Below are 17663 nucleotides of genomic sequence, written 5' to 3' on the forward strand. Positions count from 1 at the left end.
TTCGCTCCTCTAGATTCGATCCTAGAGAGGCGAATACTCAGCTACCGACGCGCTCGATGAGTTTCATGGCGTCAAAGGGTGCGTAGCCCTTGATGTCGTTGTCGAAGTACACGAAGACGACCCGGCCCGCCGACGTCCACTCGGAGATCTTGGTGGCCCATCGATCGAGAGCGTCGTCGGTGTAGCCGCTGGCGTACAACTCTTCGTCTCCGTGCAGTCGCGCGTACATGAAATCCGCTGTGGGGGTGTCGATGTACGGGCACTTTCCGGCGGTGTCGGCAACCACGATCGCAATATCGTTCTCGCGCAACAGTTCCACTGCCTCGTCGGAGGCGAAGCTTGCATGTCTGGCCTCGATACAGTACCGCAGTGGCCGAGACGACGCAGCCGGCAACAGCACTCGATCCTCGGCCAGTTTGTCGTCCCGCGACTCCGCCAGAGTTACTGCGGCAGAGACAGTTCTGGGCAACAGGGCGCAGAAGTCCGTCATCTTCTGCGCGTCGAACTCGAGATTGGGTGGGAGCTGCCACAAGAATGGCCCCAGCTTGTCACCGAGGGTGAGGACCCCGGTGGCGAAGAAGTTCGCCAATGCCGACTCGACGCCGACGAGCCGCTTGATGTGCGTGACGTACCGCCCACCCTTGATGGAGAACACGAAGTCATCCGGAGTCTCGTCGTGCCACTTGGTGAAGCTCGACGGCTTCTGCATCGCATAGAACGTGCCGTTGATCTCGATCGACGTCAGGTGCTCGGACGCGTACCCGAGTTCCTTGCGATGCGCGAGACCGCTCGGGTAGAAATCCCCTCGCCACGGCGCGTACGTCCAGCCGGAGATACCGATCAGAACCCGAGGGCGATGCTGCGCGGACATGAGCCGACTGTAGCCGGGCAGCCCTGCGGTTTCCGCGGCTCCGGCGCTGGTATCGGTAACCTCGATGGCATGAAGCGCCCATCGGCATTCGGCTCCCTGGCGCTGACCTGTGTGCTGCTCGCCCTCACCGGTGCCGATGCGGCTGCCGAGCGCCGCGACCAGCCGACGCCTCGCCAGGCGGCTGCGGTACCGGGGATCGGTTTGACGACGGTGCCCGCGGCGATCACCACGTCCATGGTCGCGGGTGTCGCAGACGCGCCGAATCCGCCGACTCACGAGGTCGGTGTCGAGTCGTCGACGACGGAGATGCGAACCTCGGGGTGGGACGAATATCCCTATCTCCGCTACACCGCGACGTTCGCGCCGGGTACGGACACGGCGACGCTGACGTGGTCCGGCAGATCGGTGAACACCAACGATCTGGCGTTGCATGTATGGGACCAGTCGGGCAACACGTGGGGCCCGGCCATTGCCACGGCCGACCCGGTTGCGCCCGGCGGTCAGGTGGAATTGAGTGCCGAGATCTCCACCGAGAGAGGCACTGTCGAAGTACTGGTCATCGACAACCCGCGTGCAGATCGTTCTTTCGCCGAAACCAACGCGCGCCCCGACAGCAGCTTCGCCGATCCGAGCACGTACGATTTCGCGCTCCAGCACATCACCGACACGCAGTACATAGCCCGCGACGATCCCGGTGTGTATTCGGAGATGACGCAGTGGACCGCCGACAACGCCGACGAGCTGAAGATCGACTACAGCATGCACACCGGCGACCTGATTCAGAGCTGGATCAGCCCGGGGCGTCCGGATACTCAGGCGCGCAAGGAGTTCGAGGCCGCCAGCGAATCGATGCAGATCCTCGAGGATGCCGGCATCGCCCACGGCGTTCTGCCCGGTAACCACGACAACATCTGGAACGTCGCAGGCAAATTGGTCCCCGGGGAGCACGAGAAGAATCACGCGCTCTACAACGAGTACTTCGGCCCTCAGCGTTATCGGGATCAACCCTATTGGGGCGGTTCGTTCACCGACGAGGACAATTCGGCGCACTACGACCTGGTCGACATCGCCGGTGCCAAATTCTTGATGCTGTACATCGGCTACAACCCGCCGGAGAAGGTCATGCAGTGGGCCGAACGAGTTCTCGACGAGAACCCCGACCGCAATGTCGTCATCGGCACGCACTACTACCTCGACGAACTCGGCGAGAAGAAACTGATGGGGTTCGGCGACATCGGGTCGAGCTCCGGCCAGCAGATCTGGAATCGACTGGTCGTTCCACACGAGACCGTCTTCCTCGTCCTGTCCGGGCACGTCGACGGCCAGGTCGCGGTCGTCGACGAGCACGTGGGAGAGACCGACCGCACCGTCGTGCAACTGCTGGCCGACTACCAGTACTTCGAGGTCGACGGCGAACGCAGTACCGGCTTCCAACGTCTGCTCCAGTTCGACATCGACGGCGGCTCGATGGCCGTCACCACCCATTCGCCGTCACTCGACGCGTTCGACGTCGAGAGCTACGACATCAAGAATCGATACGGCCCCGAGGACGGCGAATTCGTCACCGACTTCACGTTGCGCGCCGACGTTCCCCGAGCGGTGATCGCAGACTGACTGGCACGGCGCTCGGCATCGGACCATAATCGATTTTCATGCAGTCGGGTGGGCGAGCGTGGGTACTGACGCTGGTCGCCGCCGGTGTCTGGTTCCTCGCCACGCCGCTGAGTCCCGGAGTACTGAGTCCCGGAATGCTGAGTCCCGGGATTGTCGGCACCGACGTCCAGCTGCAGGCCCCCGCGGTCACGTCCGTCCCCGTCGTCGAGCCACCACCGCTCACTCTCGAGGACCTCTCGGCGCGAGTGAACCCCACCGTCGTCACGATCTCCGCCACGGCCGGCTACTCCGGCGTCGCAGGTACCGGCTTCGTCGTCGCCCCGGACGGCCTGGTGCTCACCAACTTCCACGTCGTCGAAAACGCGACAGAGATCAGCGCGGTGCACATGGGCAACGGACTGATCTACGACGCCACCGTGCTCGGTTACGACAAATCTCGTGATCTGGCGGTCATGCAGTTGATTTCCGCGGCCGACCTGCCGGTGGTCGAGTTCGCTCCGGACTCACCTCCCGAGGTGGGGGATGCGGTCACTGCCGTCGGGAATGCTGCTGGCGCAGGCGTTCTGGTGCCTGCCCCGGGTGCGGTGACGGCTCTGGACCAGCAGGTGCGTACCCGTAGTTCGGTGGACGGTTCGCGGAACACTCTGGATCGGATGATTCGAGTCGATGCCGATGTGCGAGCGGGTGATTCGGGTGGCCCACTGTTCGATGCCTGGGGTCGCGTGGTGGGCGTCAATACAGCGGGGCTGTCGGACGAGGCGCGCACCGGCTCCGAGAGTAGGCCTCCGCAGGCACCCGAGGCGTATGCGGTTCCCATCTCGGAGGCCGCTGCCGTGCTCGATCAGGTCGTCGCGGGGCAGTCCGGCGGGACGGTTCATGTGGGTCCGACCCCGTACTTCGGGGTGTCGGTGCGAGATGTGTCCGTGTTCGACAACAAGCCGGCGATGGGTGCCGAGGTGGTGACGGTGGCTACCGATTCTCCGGCCTCGGCAATCGGACTGTCCGGCGACGATGTGATCGTCGCCTTCGACGGTGCCGGTGTCGGTTCGTCGTCGGATCTGGCCCAGGCCCTCATCGGACGTCACCCCGGTGATGTCGCCGTCGTCGAGTGGGTCGATCCTCAGGGCGTACGACGTTCCGCGACAACGGCTTTGGCGGAAGGAACCCCGGCTGCCTGAGCGGTCGAGTTCAGTCCTGCAGCACCGACAACACGTTGCCCGCGGGATCGGTGAACCAGGCGATGAGCGGTCCGCCGTGCCGGAAGATCCCCTTCTCGTCGGTGCCCATGTCCGGGTACTGTTGGAACACCACCCCTTTGGCGATCAATGCATCGACTGCGGCCTCGATGTCGACCACCGGGAAGTTGAGGATGGTGTACTGCGCCGGCACGTGACCGGGCCGGGGATAGATGAGTACCGTCGCCGCTCCCAGGTGAAGTTCGAGCATCCCCATCTCGTTCTCGGTCACCTCCAGACCGAGGGTGTCCGCGTAGAACGCGCGAGCTGCCGGCAGGTCGTCGACGGCGAATCCGGAGAACGGTGCTCGGGCCAGATCGATGGTGGTCATGGACGAATTATCGCGCTGTCCCACGTGCTGCGGGCCGATATCCGAGTAGCGTGGCAGCCGTGACTATTCGCCTCGGTTACCAGATGCCCAACTTCAGCTACGACGGTTCGGTCGCGGAACTCTTTCCCCAGGTCATCGCGCAGGCGCGCGAGGCCGAAGCGGCCGGGTTCGACACTGCGTTCGTGATGGATCACTTCTACCAACTCCCCGGAATCGGAAAGCCCGACGAGCCGATGCTCGAGGCCTACTCCGCCCTGTCGGCGCTCGCGACGGCCACCGACACCATCCAACTCTCCGCCTTGGTCACCGGCAACACGTATCGCAACCCGGCGATCCTGGCCAAGACCGTCACCACCCTCGACGTCGTCAGCGGCGGCCGGGCCATTCTCGGTATCGGTGCCGGCTGGTACGAACTCGAGCACCAGAGCTTCGGACTCGAATTCGGTACGTTCACCGACCGATTCGAGCGCCTCGACGAGGCCCTGCAGATCATCGAACCCATGCTGCGCGGTCAGCGTCCCACGTTCGACGGCCTGTGGTACCAGGTCGAGAACGCGATGAACGAGCCCCGCATCCGCGATGATCTGCCGATCATGTTGGGCGGTGGCGGCGAGAAGAAGACCTTCGGCCTGGCCGCACAGTTCGCCGATCACCTCAACATCATCTGCGACGCAAACGAACTGCCCCGCAAGATGGCAGCCGTTCAGGCCCGTTGCGAGGAAGTCGACCGCGATCCGAAGGATCTCGAGACGAGCTTCCTCGCCTTCGTCATCATCGACGAGGACGGTGACAAGGCCAAGGAGTTGCAGCGGGAGTTCGTGCTGAAGCAGGGCCTCGATCTGACGAATCTTTCCGAGGAGGACGCAGCGAAGGCCACCGACCGCCACTTCTGCGGAACGCCCGACGATGTCGCCGAGCAGGTGCAGAAGCGCGTCCTCGATCAAGGCATCGACGGCGTCATCATCAACCTGATCACCAACGGACACCAGCCCGGTGCCGTCGAATTGGCGGGCAAGGCTCTGAAGCCGCTCGTCTAGATTTTCTCCAGCAGTAGCCGCGGGGGTGCGAGCGGTGGCATAGTTCCCCCGTGGCTCAGCTGAGGATGAACGGGCACCGTGTCTTGGTCGCAGACCTGACCGGTGACTCTCTGCGCGCGATGTCGGGTTCGATGGTTGCCTACGAAGGCGATGTCGCCTTCAAGAGCGCAGGCATGGGCGGTGGCGGCGGTTTTCGCGCCGCGCTCAAACAGAAAGTGACCGGCGAGTCGTTGTCCCTTATGGACGTGTCCGGCAAAGGCACCGTGTACTTCGCGGTCGACGCCCAGGACATCACTCTCGTCGAGGTGCAAGGCGACAACCTGCACGTCGAATCGTCTCAATTGCTTGCTCTCACAGGTCAATTGAAGACGGACGTGAAGTTCTCCGGCCTTCGTGGTGCGACGTCGGGGCAGGGACTGTTCACCACCGTCGTGAGCGGCTCCGGGACGGTGGCGCTGCTGTCGAAGGGTGGGCCGATCATCGCACTCGCCGTCGATCCGCAGTATCCGCTCGTCGTCGACCCCGACGCCTTCGTCGCCCATCGCGGACAGCTCAACCAGAGCTTCGTCACCGACGTCACGTGGCGCTCCGCCATCGGCGGCGGCAGCGGCGAGGCGTTCTCACTCCGCTTCGACGGCCAGGGCGTCGTCTACATCCAACCCGAGGAGCGCTGACGTGCCGCTCGAACTCGTCAACAGCAAAGTCGTCAAATCCGTTCTGGCACCGAATCAGAGTGTGCTGGCTCGGCGCGGATCGATGCTCTATTACACCGGCGACGTCCGGTTCGTCCCGCATTCCATGGGCGGCGGCGCGGGTGCCATGCCCGGCATGAGCGGCGTCGCGGGGATGGCCGGCCGCATGATGGCAGGCGAGCACGTGGCGATGATGGCCGCCGAGGGTCAGGGCGAGGTCTTCTACGGCCACGCCGGGCTGTACGTCGAAGTGATTCACCTCGACGGCTCGTCCATGCTCACCGTGGAGGCCGACCGGCTCCTGGTGCACGACGGCTACCTGCAGAGTTCCATCGTTGCCCTCACCTCTCAGGGCGGGGTTCGCGGAGCAGTGCGCGGTGCCATGACCGGGCAGGGTCTGTTCACGACGCAACTGACCGGCCAGGGCAGCGTCGCGGTCCTGTCGCACGGCGGAGCGACTCCGCTGCAGGTCGGGCCCAACAACCCCATGGTCGTGGTCGATCCGCAGGCGTACGTATGCCACATCGGCAACATCAACGTCGACATCTCCGCCAACGTCGGTTGGCGTGACGCCGTCGGTAAGGGCAGCGGCGAGGCGATCCAGTTGAAGATGACCGGCATGGGCACCGTGTGGGTGCAGGCGTCCGAGCAGAAGTTCTAGGGAGCGGCAATGAGTTTGGACATTCACACCCCGTACACCCTGCCGGTCAACGACAACGTGCCCGGCAACGACTATGCGTTCTGCGTCGAACTCGCAGGCCAGCCGTGGTTCACCTCCAAAGGCGCGATGATCGCGTACTACGGCAACGTCCGATTCGAACCACTCGGGCAGACGTCCATGCCCGCCATCGTGGCGGCGCGGTTCTCGTCTCCGCTGTACTCGAACGACTGGGTGCTGGCGCAGGGGCAGGGCAAGCTGATCCTCGGGGATCGCGGCTTCAACATCAACAGCTACGACCTCGACGACGGCAACCTGACGATCCGAGCCGCGAATCTGCTGGCTTTCGAGCCGACTCTGGACCTCAAGCAGTCCATCGTGCCCGGCTTCCTGACCCTGCTCGGTACCGGCAAGTTCCTCGCCTCGTCCAACGGCACGGTCATGTTCGCCGAGCCGCCACTACGCATCGATCCGGAAGCGCTTGTCGGTTGGGCGGATTGCCCGTCGCCGTCGCATCACTTCGATGCCGCCTGGATGCAGAACTTCCTCGGCGCCGCGCGCGGATTCCTCGGGGCCAACAGCGGCGAAGAGCGGCAGTTCGATTTCACCGGTGCCGGCACGGTGCTGATCCAATCGAGCGAGAAGGTTTTGAACGACACCCACCTGTTGCGACACATCGAATCTCAGACGGTCTCGCTCGGCCAGAACTCACTGCGGGCTCTGCACAACACCATCGGGGCCCGACTGCAGCAGTAGCTTCTCGCCCATTCGGAGAAAACGCGCATACTGGAGTTTCACTCAGGAGGCAGGGCCATGGCCAACCAGGGACCCTTCGGATTCGGATCCGACGACTTCGACAAGTTCGCGCGTGAAGCAACCGAGGGCCTGCGCGAGGTCGTCGGCTCACTGTTCGCCAACACGGGAGCACCCAAAGCCCCGCCGGAGCCGGAAACCACAGGCCAGAAGGGTGATGGCGTCTGGGCGATCTACAGCGTCGACGATGCCGGCTCGGCGCAGATCGATCAGCTCTACGCCACCGAACTCGATGCGTTGCGGGCACACAAGGACAACACCGACCCGCGTCGACGGGTTCGTTTCCTGCCCTACGGCGTGAGCGTCAGCGTTCTCGAGGACTGAATCGGTACCTTTGATTCTCGTGACTACACAGCAGGATGCAATCTCGATTCCGTTGGGCCGACCCGTGTTCGTTCAGGCGCTGAGGTACACCGCACTGTTCGATCAGAAGCCGTTCGCCGAGGCGTTGTTGATCTACACCGACAACGGCGCGTACAAGATCATGTCTCCGGGAGAAGATCATTACGGCAGCTACGTCTCGTACACCGACCCCGCCGAGAACCCTCGACACGTGATCTTCCTGTCGTGGCCGTCGGAGGATTGGGGCCGCAACGTCGCCTCGCACACTCTGACGTTCAATCCTGACTCTGCAGCGTTCACGCAGGTACTCGTTCTGCCCGGTAGCCCGGTGCCGCGCTCGCAGTACGGCTATGCGCTGCCGATCGCCGGTCCGGAGAGTGTGGACATGACGGCTTCCTGGGATCAGGTCCGAGACACGTACGCCGAGACGTTCGAGGAGTTGGCGACGCTGGCTACGTAGCCGCGCCGCCGGCATCGACACCGAATGCCTCGATCGCATTCGCGGCCTGGTCGACGCCGCCGTGCGCGCGCACCTCTGCGCTGATCTCACGTGCGCGCGGCGCGAGTCCCCGGGCTTGTTCGACGGCGTCGCGTAGTCCTGTCGCCGTCATCCCGTCGAAGTCGATGTGCACTCCTGCGCCGAGTTCGGCGAGCATCGCCGCGTTGCCGAATTGGTCGACCGCCTGCGGTAGGGCAACTGTCGGTACGCCGAACCACAGGGCTTCGGTGCACCCACCCATTCCGGCGTGGGTGACGAACACGGTGGCGGCGTCGAGCACCGCGAGCTGCGGAACGTGTTCGTGGACTTCGACATTCGCGGGCAGTTCCCCAAGTACGGCGGGGTCGACGCGTCGGCCGATGGAGATCACCACGTGCCAGTCCGTGTTCGCGAACGTCTCGATGCACAGCCGGTAGAAGTCGGGGCGTTCGTTGTACCCGGTGCCGAACGATACGTAGAGAACGGGCCCCTCGGGCGCGGACCACGATCGGTCGTGCAGTCGCACCGGATCGAGACACGGGCCGACGAACTGCACCGAGCTGGGGACTCGATCGGCGTTCGGCTGCATCACTTTCGGGATCAACGACAGGCAGTGCTCCGGGTACGTGATCCAGTCCCACGGGTCGGCGTCGATGTCGTTCTCTCGCAACCAGGTCGCATAGGTTTCGCGATACGCAACGCCGGTTGTCGACTCGCGGATAGAGGTCATCCCGTCACCGAGATCCTCGACGTAGCCGTCCCAGGCGACATACGTAGGGGAGAGCTGCACGGCCGTCACCCCGTACCGGACGCCGAGGATCGGGGCGGTCAGGCCGCCGATGTCGTAGAGGATCACATCCGGCTGATCGTCGTCGTAGAACGCGGTGAGCACGGGAAAGGACGCGATCGCTTCGTCGAGGAACACCTGCATCGCCGAGGCCGGGTCGTCCGGCCAGGAGCCCTCACCGTCGGGAAGTATCGAGGGGAACGCCACCACCTCGACTCCAGCCGGTTCCACCAAGTGCCGCAACGACTCGCCGACGGCGTAGGTGACGCGATGCCCGCGGCGGACCAATTCGGCGACGACGGCCAGCGAGGGGTAGATGTGACTCGGTGCCGTCGTGCCGATCATCGCGAAGTGCATGCCGCCCACCGTAGGACGCGGAGAGGGTGCGGGGCTACCGGTTTTCGTTGGCGATCAGATCGAGCAGACCGGGGAATCGCTCCTCGAGCTCGTGGCGGCGCAGCGTCACTTTGCGACTGTTTCCGCGATCGACCTGGAACACGAGGCCTGCCTCGCGTAGCACTCGAAAATGGTGCGTCAGAGTCGATTTGGTGACACCGAGCTCGAACGACATACACGTCCGCTCGGCTCCGTCGTCGTCGCCGACGAGTTCGGTGACCACCTGGCGACGCAACGGATCGGCCAACGCGGACATCACCGCACCCAGTTGCATTTCCTCGGGCTCGGGATGCCCGTCCTTGTCCGCCATGCGCTCCTCCTACAAGGTATGACTTGCGCCGTACCTTGAATCCTGGTCTAGTACGACAACCATCGTACCTACGTTTCAGGGGGACACATGAAGGCAGTGCTACCGGTCGTACTCGCGGCTCAATTCGTCGTACCGATGTCCATCTCGGGTACTGCACTCGCCCTTCCGGTCATCGCCGGCGACCTCGGCACCGATCCGACGCCTCTGCAGTGGGTCGTCAACGGCTTCAACATCGCGTTCGCGCTGTTCACCGTCGTCTGGGGCGCAGTGTCGGACCGAATCGGTCACCGCACGTCGTTCCGCATCGGGGTCGTGCTGACGGCCGTCGCGAGTGCGGTCAGCGCCGTCGCGCCGTCGTTGTACCTACTCGATGTCGCGCGGGTGTTCGCGGGCATCGGAGCCGCAGCAGTTCTGGTGGGCTCCACTTCCATTCTCTCGCTTCACTTCCACGGCACGGCCAGAGCAACCGCGTTCGCACTGTTCGGCACCGTGAACGGTCTCGGTCTGGCACTCGGGCCCACCATCTCCGGGCTGCTCGTCGCGGCGTTCGAGTGGCGGGGCGTGTTCGCCGCCCAGGCGGTGGTCCTGGCTGCGGCGGCCATCGGAACTGTCGCTCTGCCGACTCTGCGAACCGAATCGACGGCGCACCGCCTGCTCGATTTCTCGCTACTGCGCAACCGGAGATTCCTGGCCCTGTGCCTCGTTCCGGTGGCCGGGGCCATCGGATTCGTCACGCTGCTCACGTATCTGCCCGCTGCGCTGAGCGCTGTCGCGTCGCTGACGCCGGGGCTTGCCGGAGTGTTCATGCTGGCCATGACCGTCCCCGTTCTGCTCGCTCCGCTGACCGTTGCCCGCCTGAGCCGCATGTTCGACGCCGTCACCCCCACTCGCGTCGTGCTGGTCAGCCTCGGCTGCCTCGTCCTCGGCAATCTGGGCATGTTGGCGCTGCAACCAGGTGTCCCGCTCGGTGCCGTCGTGGTCCCGATGATCGCGTTGGGGCTCGGATTCGGACTCCCGATCGGCTTGGTGGACGGCGAGGCACTGGCTGCGGTGCCGCCGCACAGCAGCGGTACCGCGGCGGGCGTGCTGAACCTGTTTCGCATCGGCAGCGAGGCCCTGATGGTGGCCGGATATGCCTGGTTGTTGACCGTCCTGGTCCGCGGCGAGCTACCCGACCGAGCCGACGCCGATGCCGCGGCAGCCGGACGCCCCGGGTTTGCCGACGCCTACGCGCACGCCTACACCGAGGTCGTGTCGATCGTCGTCGTAGCTCTCGTCGTGACCGCGGCGGTGATCTTCTCGCTGTTGCGAACACCACGCCGGGACGTATCGTCGGCCAATGTCCTTTCTGCAACCGGTGACCCTCACTGACGATCTCGTGACCCTGGAGCCGCTGAGCCGCGATCACCTCGAGGGGCTGTGCGATGCCGCCCGCGACGGCGAGCTCTGGAACCTCTGGTACACGAGCGTTCCGAAACCGGAAGACATGGCCGCAGAGATCGATCGCCGGCTGGGACTGCTCGACGCGGGAACCATGCTTCCATTCACTTTGCGGCGCAACGATACCGGGCAGATTCTCGGCGCGACGACCTTCTGCAATGTCGATGCGAACAACCGTCGCGTCGAGATCGGGTACACCTGGAATGCGCGCTCCGCCCACGGAACCGGTACCAACGCGTCGAGCAAACTGCTGTTGCTGACGCACGCTTTCGAGGAACTCGGTTGTATCGCGGTGGAATTCCGCACCCACTGGATGAACCTCCAATCGCGGACGGCCATCGCGAAACTCGGAGCCAAGCAGGACGGCATTCTGCGCAATCACCAACGCATGGCCGACGGTTCACTGCGCGACACCGTCGTGTTCTCGATCATCGAATCCGAATGGCCCGCCGTGCGCAACGAACTCCGTCGGCGTACCGCACGGTAAGTTGAGCCCATGCGCGTGGATGGGCGGGACGTTCCCGTAGCGGGAAACCTGCTGCAGCCGCTGGTGAGAAGAACCAGTGACATCATTCGGGTCGTTGCCGCCTCGGTGTTCTTGAGCTTGGTCATCGCCGGCTCGCTCATCACCCGAAATCAGTGGGACGCACTCGAACAATCGGTGTCCAACATCGTCGGCGTGCTCAGCCCCGATCAGTCCAACGCTGTCTACATCGTCTACGGCGTCGCGATCCTCGCCCTCCCGTTCGGAGTGTTGATCGGGCTGATCGCCGGGCGCAAATGGAAACTGTTGGCCGGGTACGCGGCAGCAGCTCTGATCGCCGCGCTGGCTCTGTCCATCACCGGTACCGGCATCTCGACTCCGACGTGGGACCTGGACGTGCCCGAGCGACTCGACACGTTCCTGTCGCAATTCCTCGACGATTCACGCTGGATCGCCATGCTCGCCGCGGCGCTCACGGTGTCGGGCCCGGGCCTGCCCGCGCGGTGGCGTCGAGCATGGTGGGCACTGCTGCTCGCCTTCGTACCGATACACCTGGTGGTGTCCACTGTGGTCCCGGCCCGTTCGCTGCTCGGGCTGGCCGTCGGCTGGCTCGTCGGTGCGATCATCGTGCTGCTGGTCGGCACTCCGGCACTGGAGGTTCCACTCGACGCGGCCGTGCGCCTGTTCCGCATCCGGGGCGTCGACGTCCGCAGCTTCACCGTCGTGCGCCCCGCGGGCCCGGGCCCGTTGGTGTTGAACGCACACACCCCGGACGCCGATGTGGTGGTCGAACTCTACGGACAGAACCAACGCAGTGGCGGTGCGCTGCGCCAATTCTGGCGATGGATCACCCGGCGCGGCAGCGAGACAGCACCGTTGCACGCGTCCATGCGCCGCGCCGTCGAGCATCGCGCATTGATGGGCCTGGCCATCAAGAGTATGAACGCCGCAGGCAGCGACCCGTTGGCGGTAGCAGCACTCGACCGCGGCTGGACGTTGTACGCGCACAGCCAGCCCATCGGCGACCCCATCGAGGCCGAGCTCGACGATGCCGCGCTCAGAGCTCTCTGGTCGGCTCTGAACACGTTGCACGAGAACCAGATCTCGCACGGTGACCTGCATCGGGGTGAACTGCGGCTCCATGACGGCGCGGCACTGTTCTGCGGGTTCGGGCACGCAGAACTCGGCGCGTCGGACGCCCAGATGCAATCCGATGTCGCACAGCTGTTACTCACCACCGCAGACCTTTTCGGCTCCCATCGCGCCGTGGCCACCGCCGTCGAGGTGCTGGGAATCGACGTCGTGATCGCGGCGTCCGGTCGATTGACCAAGTCCGCCATCCCTCTTCGGGTGCGTCAGTCGGTTGCCGATGCAGGAAAGACGATGAAGTCCGTCCGGCTCGAAGTGCTCGATCAGACCGGTGCCGCGAGGATCGAGGCCGAGCAGGTCACTCGATTCAGCCGCAACCAGATCATCTCGCTCGTGTTGCTGATCGGATTGGTCTACGTCGCATACCCGTTCATCAGTGCGGTTCCCGCGTTCGTCGTCGAATTGGGCTCGGTCGACTGGTGGTGGGCGCTGCTCGGTCTGGCCGTCTCCGCACTGACCTACATCGGTGCGGGTGCCGCATTGTGGGCCTGCGCATTCGGCAAGGTCAGCTTCCGGAATCTGACGATCATGCAGGTAGCGAACACTTTTGCCGCGACCACGACACCTGCGGGCGTCGGTGGCCTGGCCCTGAGCGTTCGCTTTCTGCAAAAGGGTGGATTGGGTACCGTCCGCGCGACAGCCGCTGTGGCTCTGCAACAGTCGGTTCAGGTGATCACCCATGTCAGCCTGTTGATCTTCTTCAGCGTAGTCGCCGGAACGTCGTCGGGGCTGTCCAACATGGTGCCGGGCAACACCGTGCTGTACCTCATCGCCGGCGTCGCATTCGGAGTCGTCGGGACCTTCATGTTCGTGCCCAAGCTGCGACTGTGGCTGAAAGTGGCCGTCCGGCCCCAGGTTGCCGAAGTGCTCACCGAGCTCGGCGAACTCGCCCGCGACCCGAGACGGTTCTCGATCATCATCTTGGGTTGCGCCGCAACCACTTTGGGTGCTGCGCTCGCCCTGTGGGCGAGTGTCGAGGCGTTCGGCGGCGGAACGACGTTCGTGACGGTGACAGTGGTGACGATGATCGGTGGAACATTGGCCTCGGCCGCCCCGACGCCGGGCGGTGTGGGGGCCGTGGAAGCAGCCCTCATCGGTGGGCTTGCCGCGTTCGGTCTCCCCGCCTCCATCGCAGTCCCGTCCGTGCTGCTCTACCGCGTACTGACCTGCTGGTTACCGGTGTTTCTCGGCTGGCCGACGTTGCGCTGGCTCACCAAGCACGACATGGTCTGAACGGCTGCATCCCCACTACGGCACCAGTTGTGGGTGCTAGCGTTCACGCAGGTTAGTGGCTGGTTCTACGGAGGGCGTCACCATTTCCGAACCGGGAGACTTCGCACCCACCGCGGAGGAACGATGGGTGCGGCTGTTCATCAGCGGAATGACGCTCACATTCGGCCTCGCCGGGGCCCTGATGGTCCCCGCCGGTCAGTTCTCCGACCCCATGTCGATCGCCGTGCTCCTGGCGTCCGTCACCACGGTGCCGGTGGCGATTGCCTGGTACCTCCGGCCGTGGGCGTCCCCGAGGATGGCGATCGTCTACATCCTCTACGCCGACGTCGGCATCGTGACCGTTCTGTTCGCCTTCCAAACCCACTTCGACGCGATGCCCGGCTGCGCGATGTTCTCGATCGTCGCAGCGTTCATCGTCGTCGCGAGCTCGCACCGTGTCATGTTGATTCACTTGGCAATCGGCGCACTCACCCTCGCTGGCCTCGCCGCTCTGGCTGTCTCGGAGGGCGCCGATCCATGGTCCACCACTTCTCGGATGGTCACCATCGGGTCCCTCTACGCCGCACCCTTCATGATCAAGTCGTACATCGGTCAGCTGCGAACGAGCGCGGCGAGGGCATTGCGAGATCCGTTGACCGGCCTGTGGAACCGACGTGGGCTACTCGATACCGTCGACTCGTTGCGCCTGTCCCCGGCAGAGGATCGCGCACAGCAAGCGGTCGGAGTGACCGTCCTCGACATCGATCGGTTCAAGCACATCAACGACAGGTTCGGCCATCCCTCCGGTGACGCAGTGCTCGTCGAGGTCGCCCGTCGCCTGTCCTGTGCGGTGGGAGACAAGTCCGCGGTCGCACGACTCGGCGGCGACGAGTTCGTGGTCGTCAGCGTCGGAACCAGAGAGTCGATCGCCGAATCGGACAACAGGATTCGCGCATCGCTGGAGGAATCGTTCGACGGCCCGCCGTTCACCACCAGTGTGGGCTCGGCCGTGGAGACGCCACCCGCCGACACCGGCCTACACGTACTGGTCCGACGGTTGATCGCTCTCGCCGACATCGAGATGTATCGCTTCAAAGCACGGACCTCGGGAAAGTTTCCGGAGACGGGACTGTCCGCAGCGGACGCCCGCGAACAAGCCAGGCAGAGAATCGATGCGCTCATCGAATCCGGCGGTCCCGACATCTTTTTTCAGCCCATCTGCGACACGGTCACCGGTTCGACCGTCGGCTACGAGGCACTGTCGCGGTTCCCGTTCGGCCACGGATCGCCCCTGTCGTGGTACCGCGACGCAGCCGAGGCCGGCGTCGGTCCACGGCTCGAACGCGCCGCACTGGAACGGGCACTAGCGGATGTTCATCTGCTGCCACCGGGGCCGTTCGTGTCGCTCAATGCGTCGGCCGACACCATCCGCACGACCGACCTACTCGACCGGTTGCGTCCGCATCTGGCAACCCGAACCTTCCACCTCGAGATCACCGAGCACGAACGTGTCGACGACTACCGTGCGGTGACCCGCGCCATCGAGAAGCTGCGCGACGCGGGGGTTCAAATCTCCATCGACGACGTCGGAGCCGGATTCGCCGGTATGCGCCACATCGTCGAGCTCAGGCCCGACACCCTCAAAATCGATTACGCACTCGTGCACGGAATCGACCGGGACTCGTTCCGTCGCGCCGCGGCCACGGCGATCATCGACTTCGCCCGACAGATCGGTGCCGGCGTGATCATGGAGGGTGTCGAGACCGACGCGGAATTGCGGGTGGCGGCCGATCTCGGTGCCGACATGGTGCAGGGGTTCCTCACCGGTCGACCACAACCGGCCACCGTGGCCGGTGGCCGGATCGACGAATCCGCTACACCGAGGAATCGACGGTGAATTTAGTCAACGACGGTGCTGCGGCGAGCAGCGGCGGCAATTCGACGATCTTGCCCGGTCCGGCGCGGAACTCGCGGTACTTCGCGTCGGCCTCCGCCGATTCCCACGTCTCGTGCGCGACGACGTGCGCTTCGTTCTCTTCGTCGACCCACACCTCGACGCCGAGGCACCCCTCGAACGCGCGGGTGTCCGCGAGAACGGTCCGCAGCAGCGCCCGTGCTTCGGCAAGGGATTCGGGCTTGAACGTCAGATCCAACTGTGCAATGAGAGCCATACCGTCACCCTAGACCCGCTCCGCGAGCGCGTCGCAGACTCATCTCAATCGCAGTGCCAGATAGAACTCGATCCGGTCCTCGAGGCGCGACAGGTCCCGTCCGGTGAGTTCCTCGATGCGCGCAATTCTGTAACGGACCGAGTTGACGTGCATGTGCAGGTGCTCGGCGCACCGTGTCCACGCACCGTTGGTGTCGAGATACACCGACAGCGTGGCGATGAGATCGGTGTGGTGTTGGGCGTCGTACTCGGTGAGCGGGGCGAGCAGCCGAGCGGTGAACATGCGTCGAACATCGTCGGGGACGTTGGCGAGAAGTATTGTCAGCGTAGCGAGTTCGTCGTGCCCGACGACGGCGCAGTCGCCGCCCCGACGCTCGGCGAGGCGGCGGCCGTAGCGCGCCTCTTCGATCGCGCTCCGCAGATCACCGGGCGCGGCGGGAGCACTGACCCCGATCGAGATTCCGCTTCCAGCCAACCCTGGCATCAGAGCACGGACCGCCGCCCTGACCGCTTCGGTCCGGTCGGCTGCGGCGTCGATCAGCGCGATCGCCTCACCGTCGACAGTGGCGACGGTGATGTCGAGCGGAGCCACGATTTCGCCGAGCAGCGGTCGCAGCTCACCCAGCCGAACCGTCTCTCCCGATGTTGCGGCAGCGATTGCAGCATAACGAGATTCGACGTCGAGACCGATGACGCCCATCTGTGCCACGATGTCGGTGGGCAACGCGCCACCGACGATCGATTTGACGAACTCCTGCGCCAGGATGGCCGAACCGGTGCGGCGGTCGTCGGCCCGGCTGCGTTCGACCGCGACGATCGACGCCAGCTGCCCGGCCAGCGAAATTCTCGGCGCATCCCATGTCTGCCAATCACTTTCGAAGGCGACGAACCAGTCCACCACCCGAGGTGACGCCTCCCCGTCGACCGGAAAGATCGACACACGATGCTCTCGGCTGAATTTCGGTAGCCGAGCGGCAGTCATGAACTCCTGCGCGAGCGCCTCGGTGTCGGGTGGGCCGTCCGATCCGGCGAGGACGCGTCCCGACGACGTGACGACCCAGCACTTCATGCCCAGATCCGAACTCACCATGTCCAGCAGCGGACCGAGGCCTCCGCCGGGCCCGGCGCTCGCCACCAGGCGACGATGTCGATCCAGCACGAGGCTCAGATCCGATGCTCGTGCCGTGGACAGCTGCCGGACAACGCTCTCGGTGACCGTCGCGAACGCGATGTCGGCCGGGACCCGGAACAGCGGCAGTCCGTGCTCGCGGCATGCGGCGACCAAGTCGTCGGGAACGACACCGCCGTCGGAGGCCGCCAGTGCCGACACACCCGCCTTGGAGACCGCCCGGACGAAGGTCTGCGAATCCGCGGGCCCGGTCCGCCACATCAACCCGGTCAGCACCAGTTCTCCGCCGTTGAGGTACCGACTCGGATCGAGCATGTCGGTGGTGACGACCCACCGGATCGTCGGGTCGAAATGATCCGGTGTGACGATCGGCTGGAGCATCAGGTCGGGCAAGTCGGCCAGATCACGCAACCGCACGGTGACATCGACCTCGCTCTTCGTAGGATCCTCCAAAAGTAGCACTGTGATCGTCGTCATACTTCGTCGTTCCTGTCCCTCGTTCGCAGCACCTCCGG

Annotated in this window: 18 protein-coding genes; 12 read left to right on the forward strand and 6 right to left on the reverse strand. The window is 64.7% G+C overall.

Features of this window, described 5'->3' with window-relative positions:
* Positions 1-37: 37 nt before the first annotated feature.
* Positions 38-871, reverse strand: a complete 834-nt coding sequence (locus ASH04_RS21730; RefSeq protein WP_057474512.1) for a DUF72 domain-containing protein — start codon at positions 869-871, stop codon at positions 38-40.
* A gap of 69 nt (positions 872-940) precedes the next feature.
* Here ASH04_RS21730 and ASH04_RS21735 point away from each other — a divergent pair, with 69 nt between their 5' ends.
* The gene (locus tag ASH04_RS21735) at positions 941-2485 is read left to right on the forward strand and encodes a metallophosphoesterase (RefSeq protein WP_057474513.1); all 1545 of its coding nucleotides are present in this window, start codon (positions 941-943) and stop codon (positions 2483-2485) included.
* A 38-nt stretch (positions 2486-2523) separates the two neighbouring features.
* Entirely contained in the window at positions 2524-3663 is a 1140-nt protein-coding gene (locus ASH04_RS21740) for a S1C family serine protease (protein ID WP_057474514.1), read from the forward strand.
* 10 nt (positions 3664-3673) lie between these two features.
* Here the strand turns inward: ASH04_RS21740 and ASH04_RS21745 are convergent, their stop codons facing one another.
* Complete coding sequence (locus ASH04_RS21745) at positions 3674-4051, reverse strand: VOC family protein (protein WP_032389367.1); 378 nt, start codon at positions 4049-4051, stop codon at positions 3674-3676.
* A gap of 59 nt (positions 4052-4110) precedes the next feature.
* Between ASH04_RS21745 and ASH04_RS21750 the strand changes: the two genes are divergently transcribed.
* The 6 genes from ASH04_RS21750 (at position 4111) to ASH04_RS21775 (ending at position 8053) form a co-directional block, all read left to right on the forward strand.
* The gene (locus ASH04_RS21750) at positions 4111-5088 is read left to right on the forward strand and encodes an LLM class F420-dependent oxidoreductase (protein ID WP_032368006.1); all 978 of its coding nucleotides are present in this window, start codon (positions 4111-4113) and stop codon (positions 5086-5088) included.
* Between the two features lie 65 nt (positions 5089-5153).
* A complete protein-coding gene (locus ASH04_RS21755) occupies positions 5154-5762 on the forward strand; it encodes an AIM24 family protein (protein ID WP_027495163.1) in 609 nt (202 codons plus the stop codon).
* A 1-nt stretch (position 5763) separates the two neighbouring features.
* On the forward strand, positions 5764-6441 hold the full coding sequence (locus ASH04_RS21760; RefSeq protein WP_027495162.1) for an AIM24 family protein: 678 nt from the start codon (positions 5764-5766) through the stop codon (positions 6439-6441).
* 9 nt (positions 6442-6450) lie between these two features.
* Positions 6451-7194, forward strand: coding sequence for an AIM24 family protein (locus ASH04_RS21765; RefSeq protein WP_027495161.1), 744 nt, complete (start codon positions 6451-6453; stop codon positions 7192-7194).
* Positions 7195-7251: 57 nt separating this feature from the next.
* A complete protein-coding gene (locus tag ASH04_RS21770; protein WP_032369979.1) occupies positions 7252-7575 on the forward strand; it encodes a hypothetical protein in 324 nt (107 codons plus the stop codon).
* A gap of 19 nt (positions 7576-7594) precedes the next feature.
* On the forward strand, positions 7595-8053 hold the full coding sequence (locus ASH04_RS21775; protein ID WP_027495159.1) for a hypothetical protein: 459 nt from the start codon (positions 7595-7597) through the stop codon (positions 8051-8053).
* Here the strand turns inward: ASH04_RS21775 and ASH04_RS21780 are convergent.
* Both ASH04_RS21780 and ASH04_RS21785 read right to left on the reverse strand, forming a co-directional pair.
* On the reverse strand, positions 8046-9215 hold the full coding sequence (locus tag ASH04_RS21780) for a macrolide family glycosyltransferase (protein ID WP_032368005.1): 1170 nt from the start codon (positions 9213-9215) through the stop codon (positions 8046-8048). The genes ASH04_RS21775 and ASH04_RS21780 overlap by 8 nt on opposite strands.
* Before the next feature lie 34 nt (positions 9216-9249).
* The gene (locus tag ASH04_RS21785) at positions 9250-9564 is read right to left on the reverse strand and encodes an ArsR/SmtB family transcription factor (RefSeq protein WP_027495157.1); all 315 of its coding nucleotides are present in this window, start codon (positions 9562-9564) and stop codon (positions 9250-9252) included.
* A gap of 87 nt (positions 9565-9651) precedes the next feature.
* On the opposite strand from ASH04_RS21785, the gene ASH04_RS21790 reads away from it, so the two are divergent.
* Genes ASH04_RS21790 through ASH04_RS21805 form a run of 4 tightly spaced genes read left to right on the forward strand, consistent with a single transcriptional unit; the run spans position 9652 to position 15746 of the window.
* Positions 9652-10935 (forward strand): MFS transporter, encoded by a 1284-nt coding sequence (locus ASH04_RS21790; protein WP_032367734.1) that lies wholly within the window; start codon positions 9652-9654, stop codon positions 10933-10935.
* Positions 10904-11491, forward strand: coding sequence for a GNAT family N-acetyltransferase (locus ASH04_RS21795; RefSeq protein ID WP_032367733.1), 588 nt, complete (start codon positions 10904-10906; stop codon positions 11489-11491). The genes ASH04_RS21790 and ASH04_RS21795 overlap by 32 nt, the downstream gene beginning before the upstream one ends.
* Before the next feature lie 9 nt (positions 11492-11500).
* The gene (locus ASH04_RS21800; protein ID WP_057474515.1) at positions 11501-13870 is read left to right on the forward strand and encodes a lysylphosphatidylglycerol synthase transmembrane domain-containing protein; all 2370 of its coding nucleotides are present in this window, start codon (positions 11501-11503) and stop codon (positions 13868-13870) included.
* 55 nt (positions 13871-13925) lie between these two features.
* On the forward strand, positions 13926-15746 hold the full coding sequence (locus ASH04_RS21805; protein ID WP_235580063.1) for a bifunctional diguanylate cyclase/phosphodiesterase: 1821 nt from the start codon (positions 13926-13928) through the stop codon (positions 15744-15746).
* Here the strand turns inward: ASH04_RS21805 and ASH04_RS21810 are convergent.
* Positions 15724-16020, reverse strand: a complete 297-nt coding sequence (locus ASH04_RS21810; protein ID WP_027495153.1) for a putative quinol monooxygenase — start codon at positions 16018-16020, stop codon at positions 15724-15726. The genes ASH04_RS21805 and ASH04_RS21810 overlap by 23 nt on opposite strands.
* A 39-nt stretch (positions 16021-16059) precedes the next feature.
* Positions 16060-17625: a PucR family transcriptional regulator gene (locus ASH04_RS21815; protein ID WP_082519374.1), complete on the reverse strand. Its 1566-nt coding sequence runs from the start codon at positions 17623-17625 to the stop codon at positions 16060-16062.
* Between the last annotated feature and the right edge of the window lie 38 nt (positions 17626-17663).

The sequence above is a fragment of the Rhodococcus sp. Leaf233 genome (assembly GCF_001426165.1).
GTDB classification, from domain to species: domain Bacteria; phylum Actinomycetota; class Actinomycetes; order Mycobacteriales; family Mycobacteriaceae; genus Rhodococcoides; species Rhodococcoides fascians.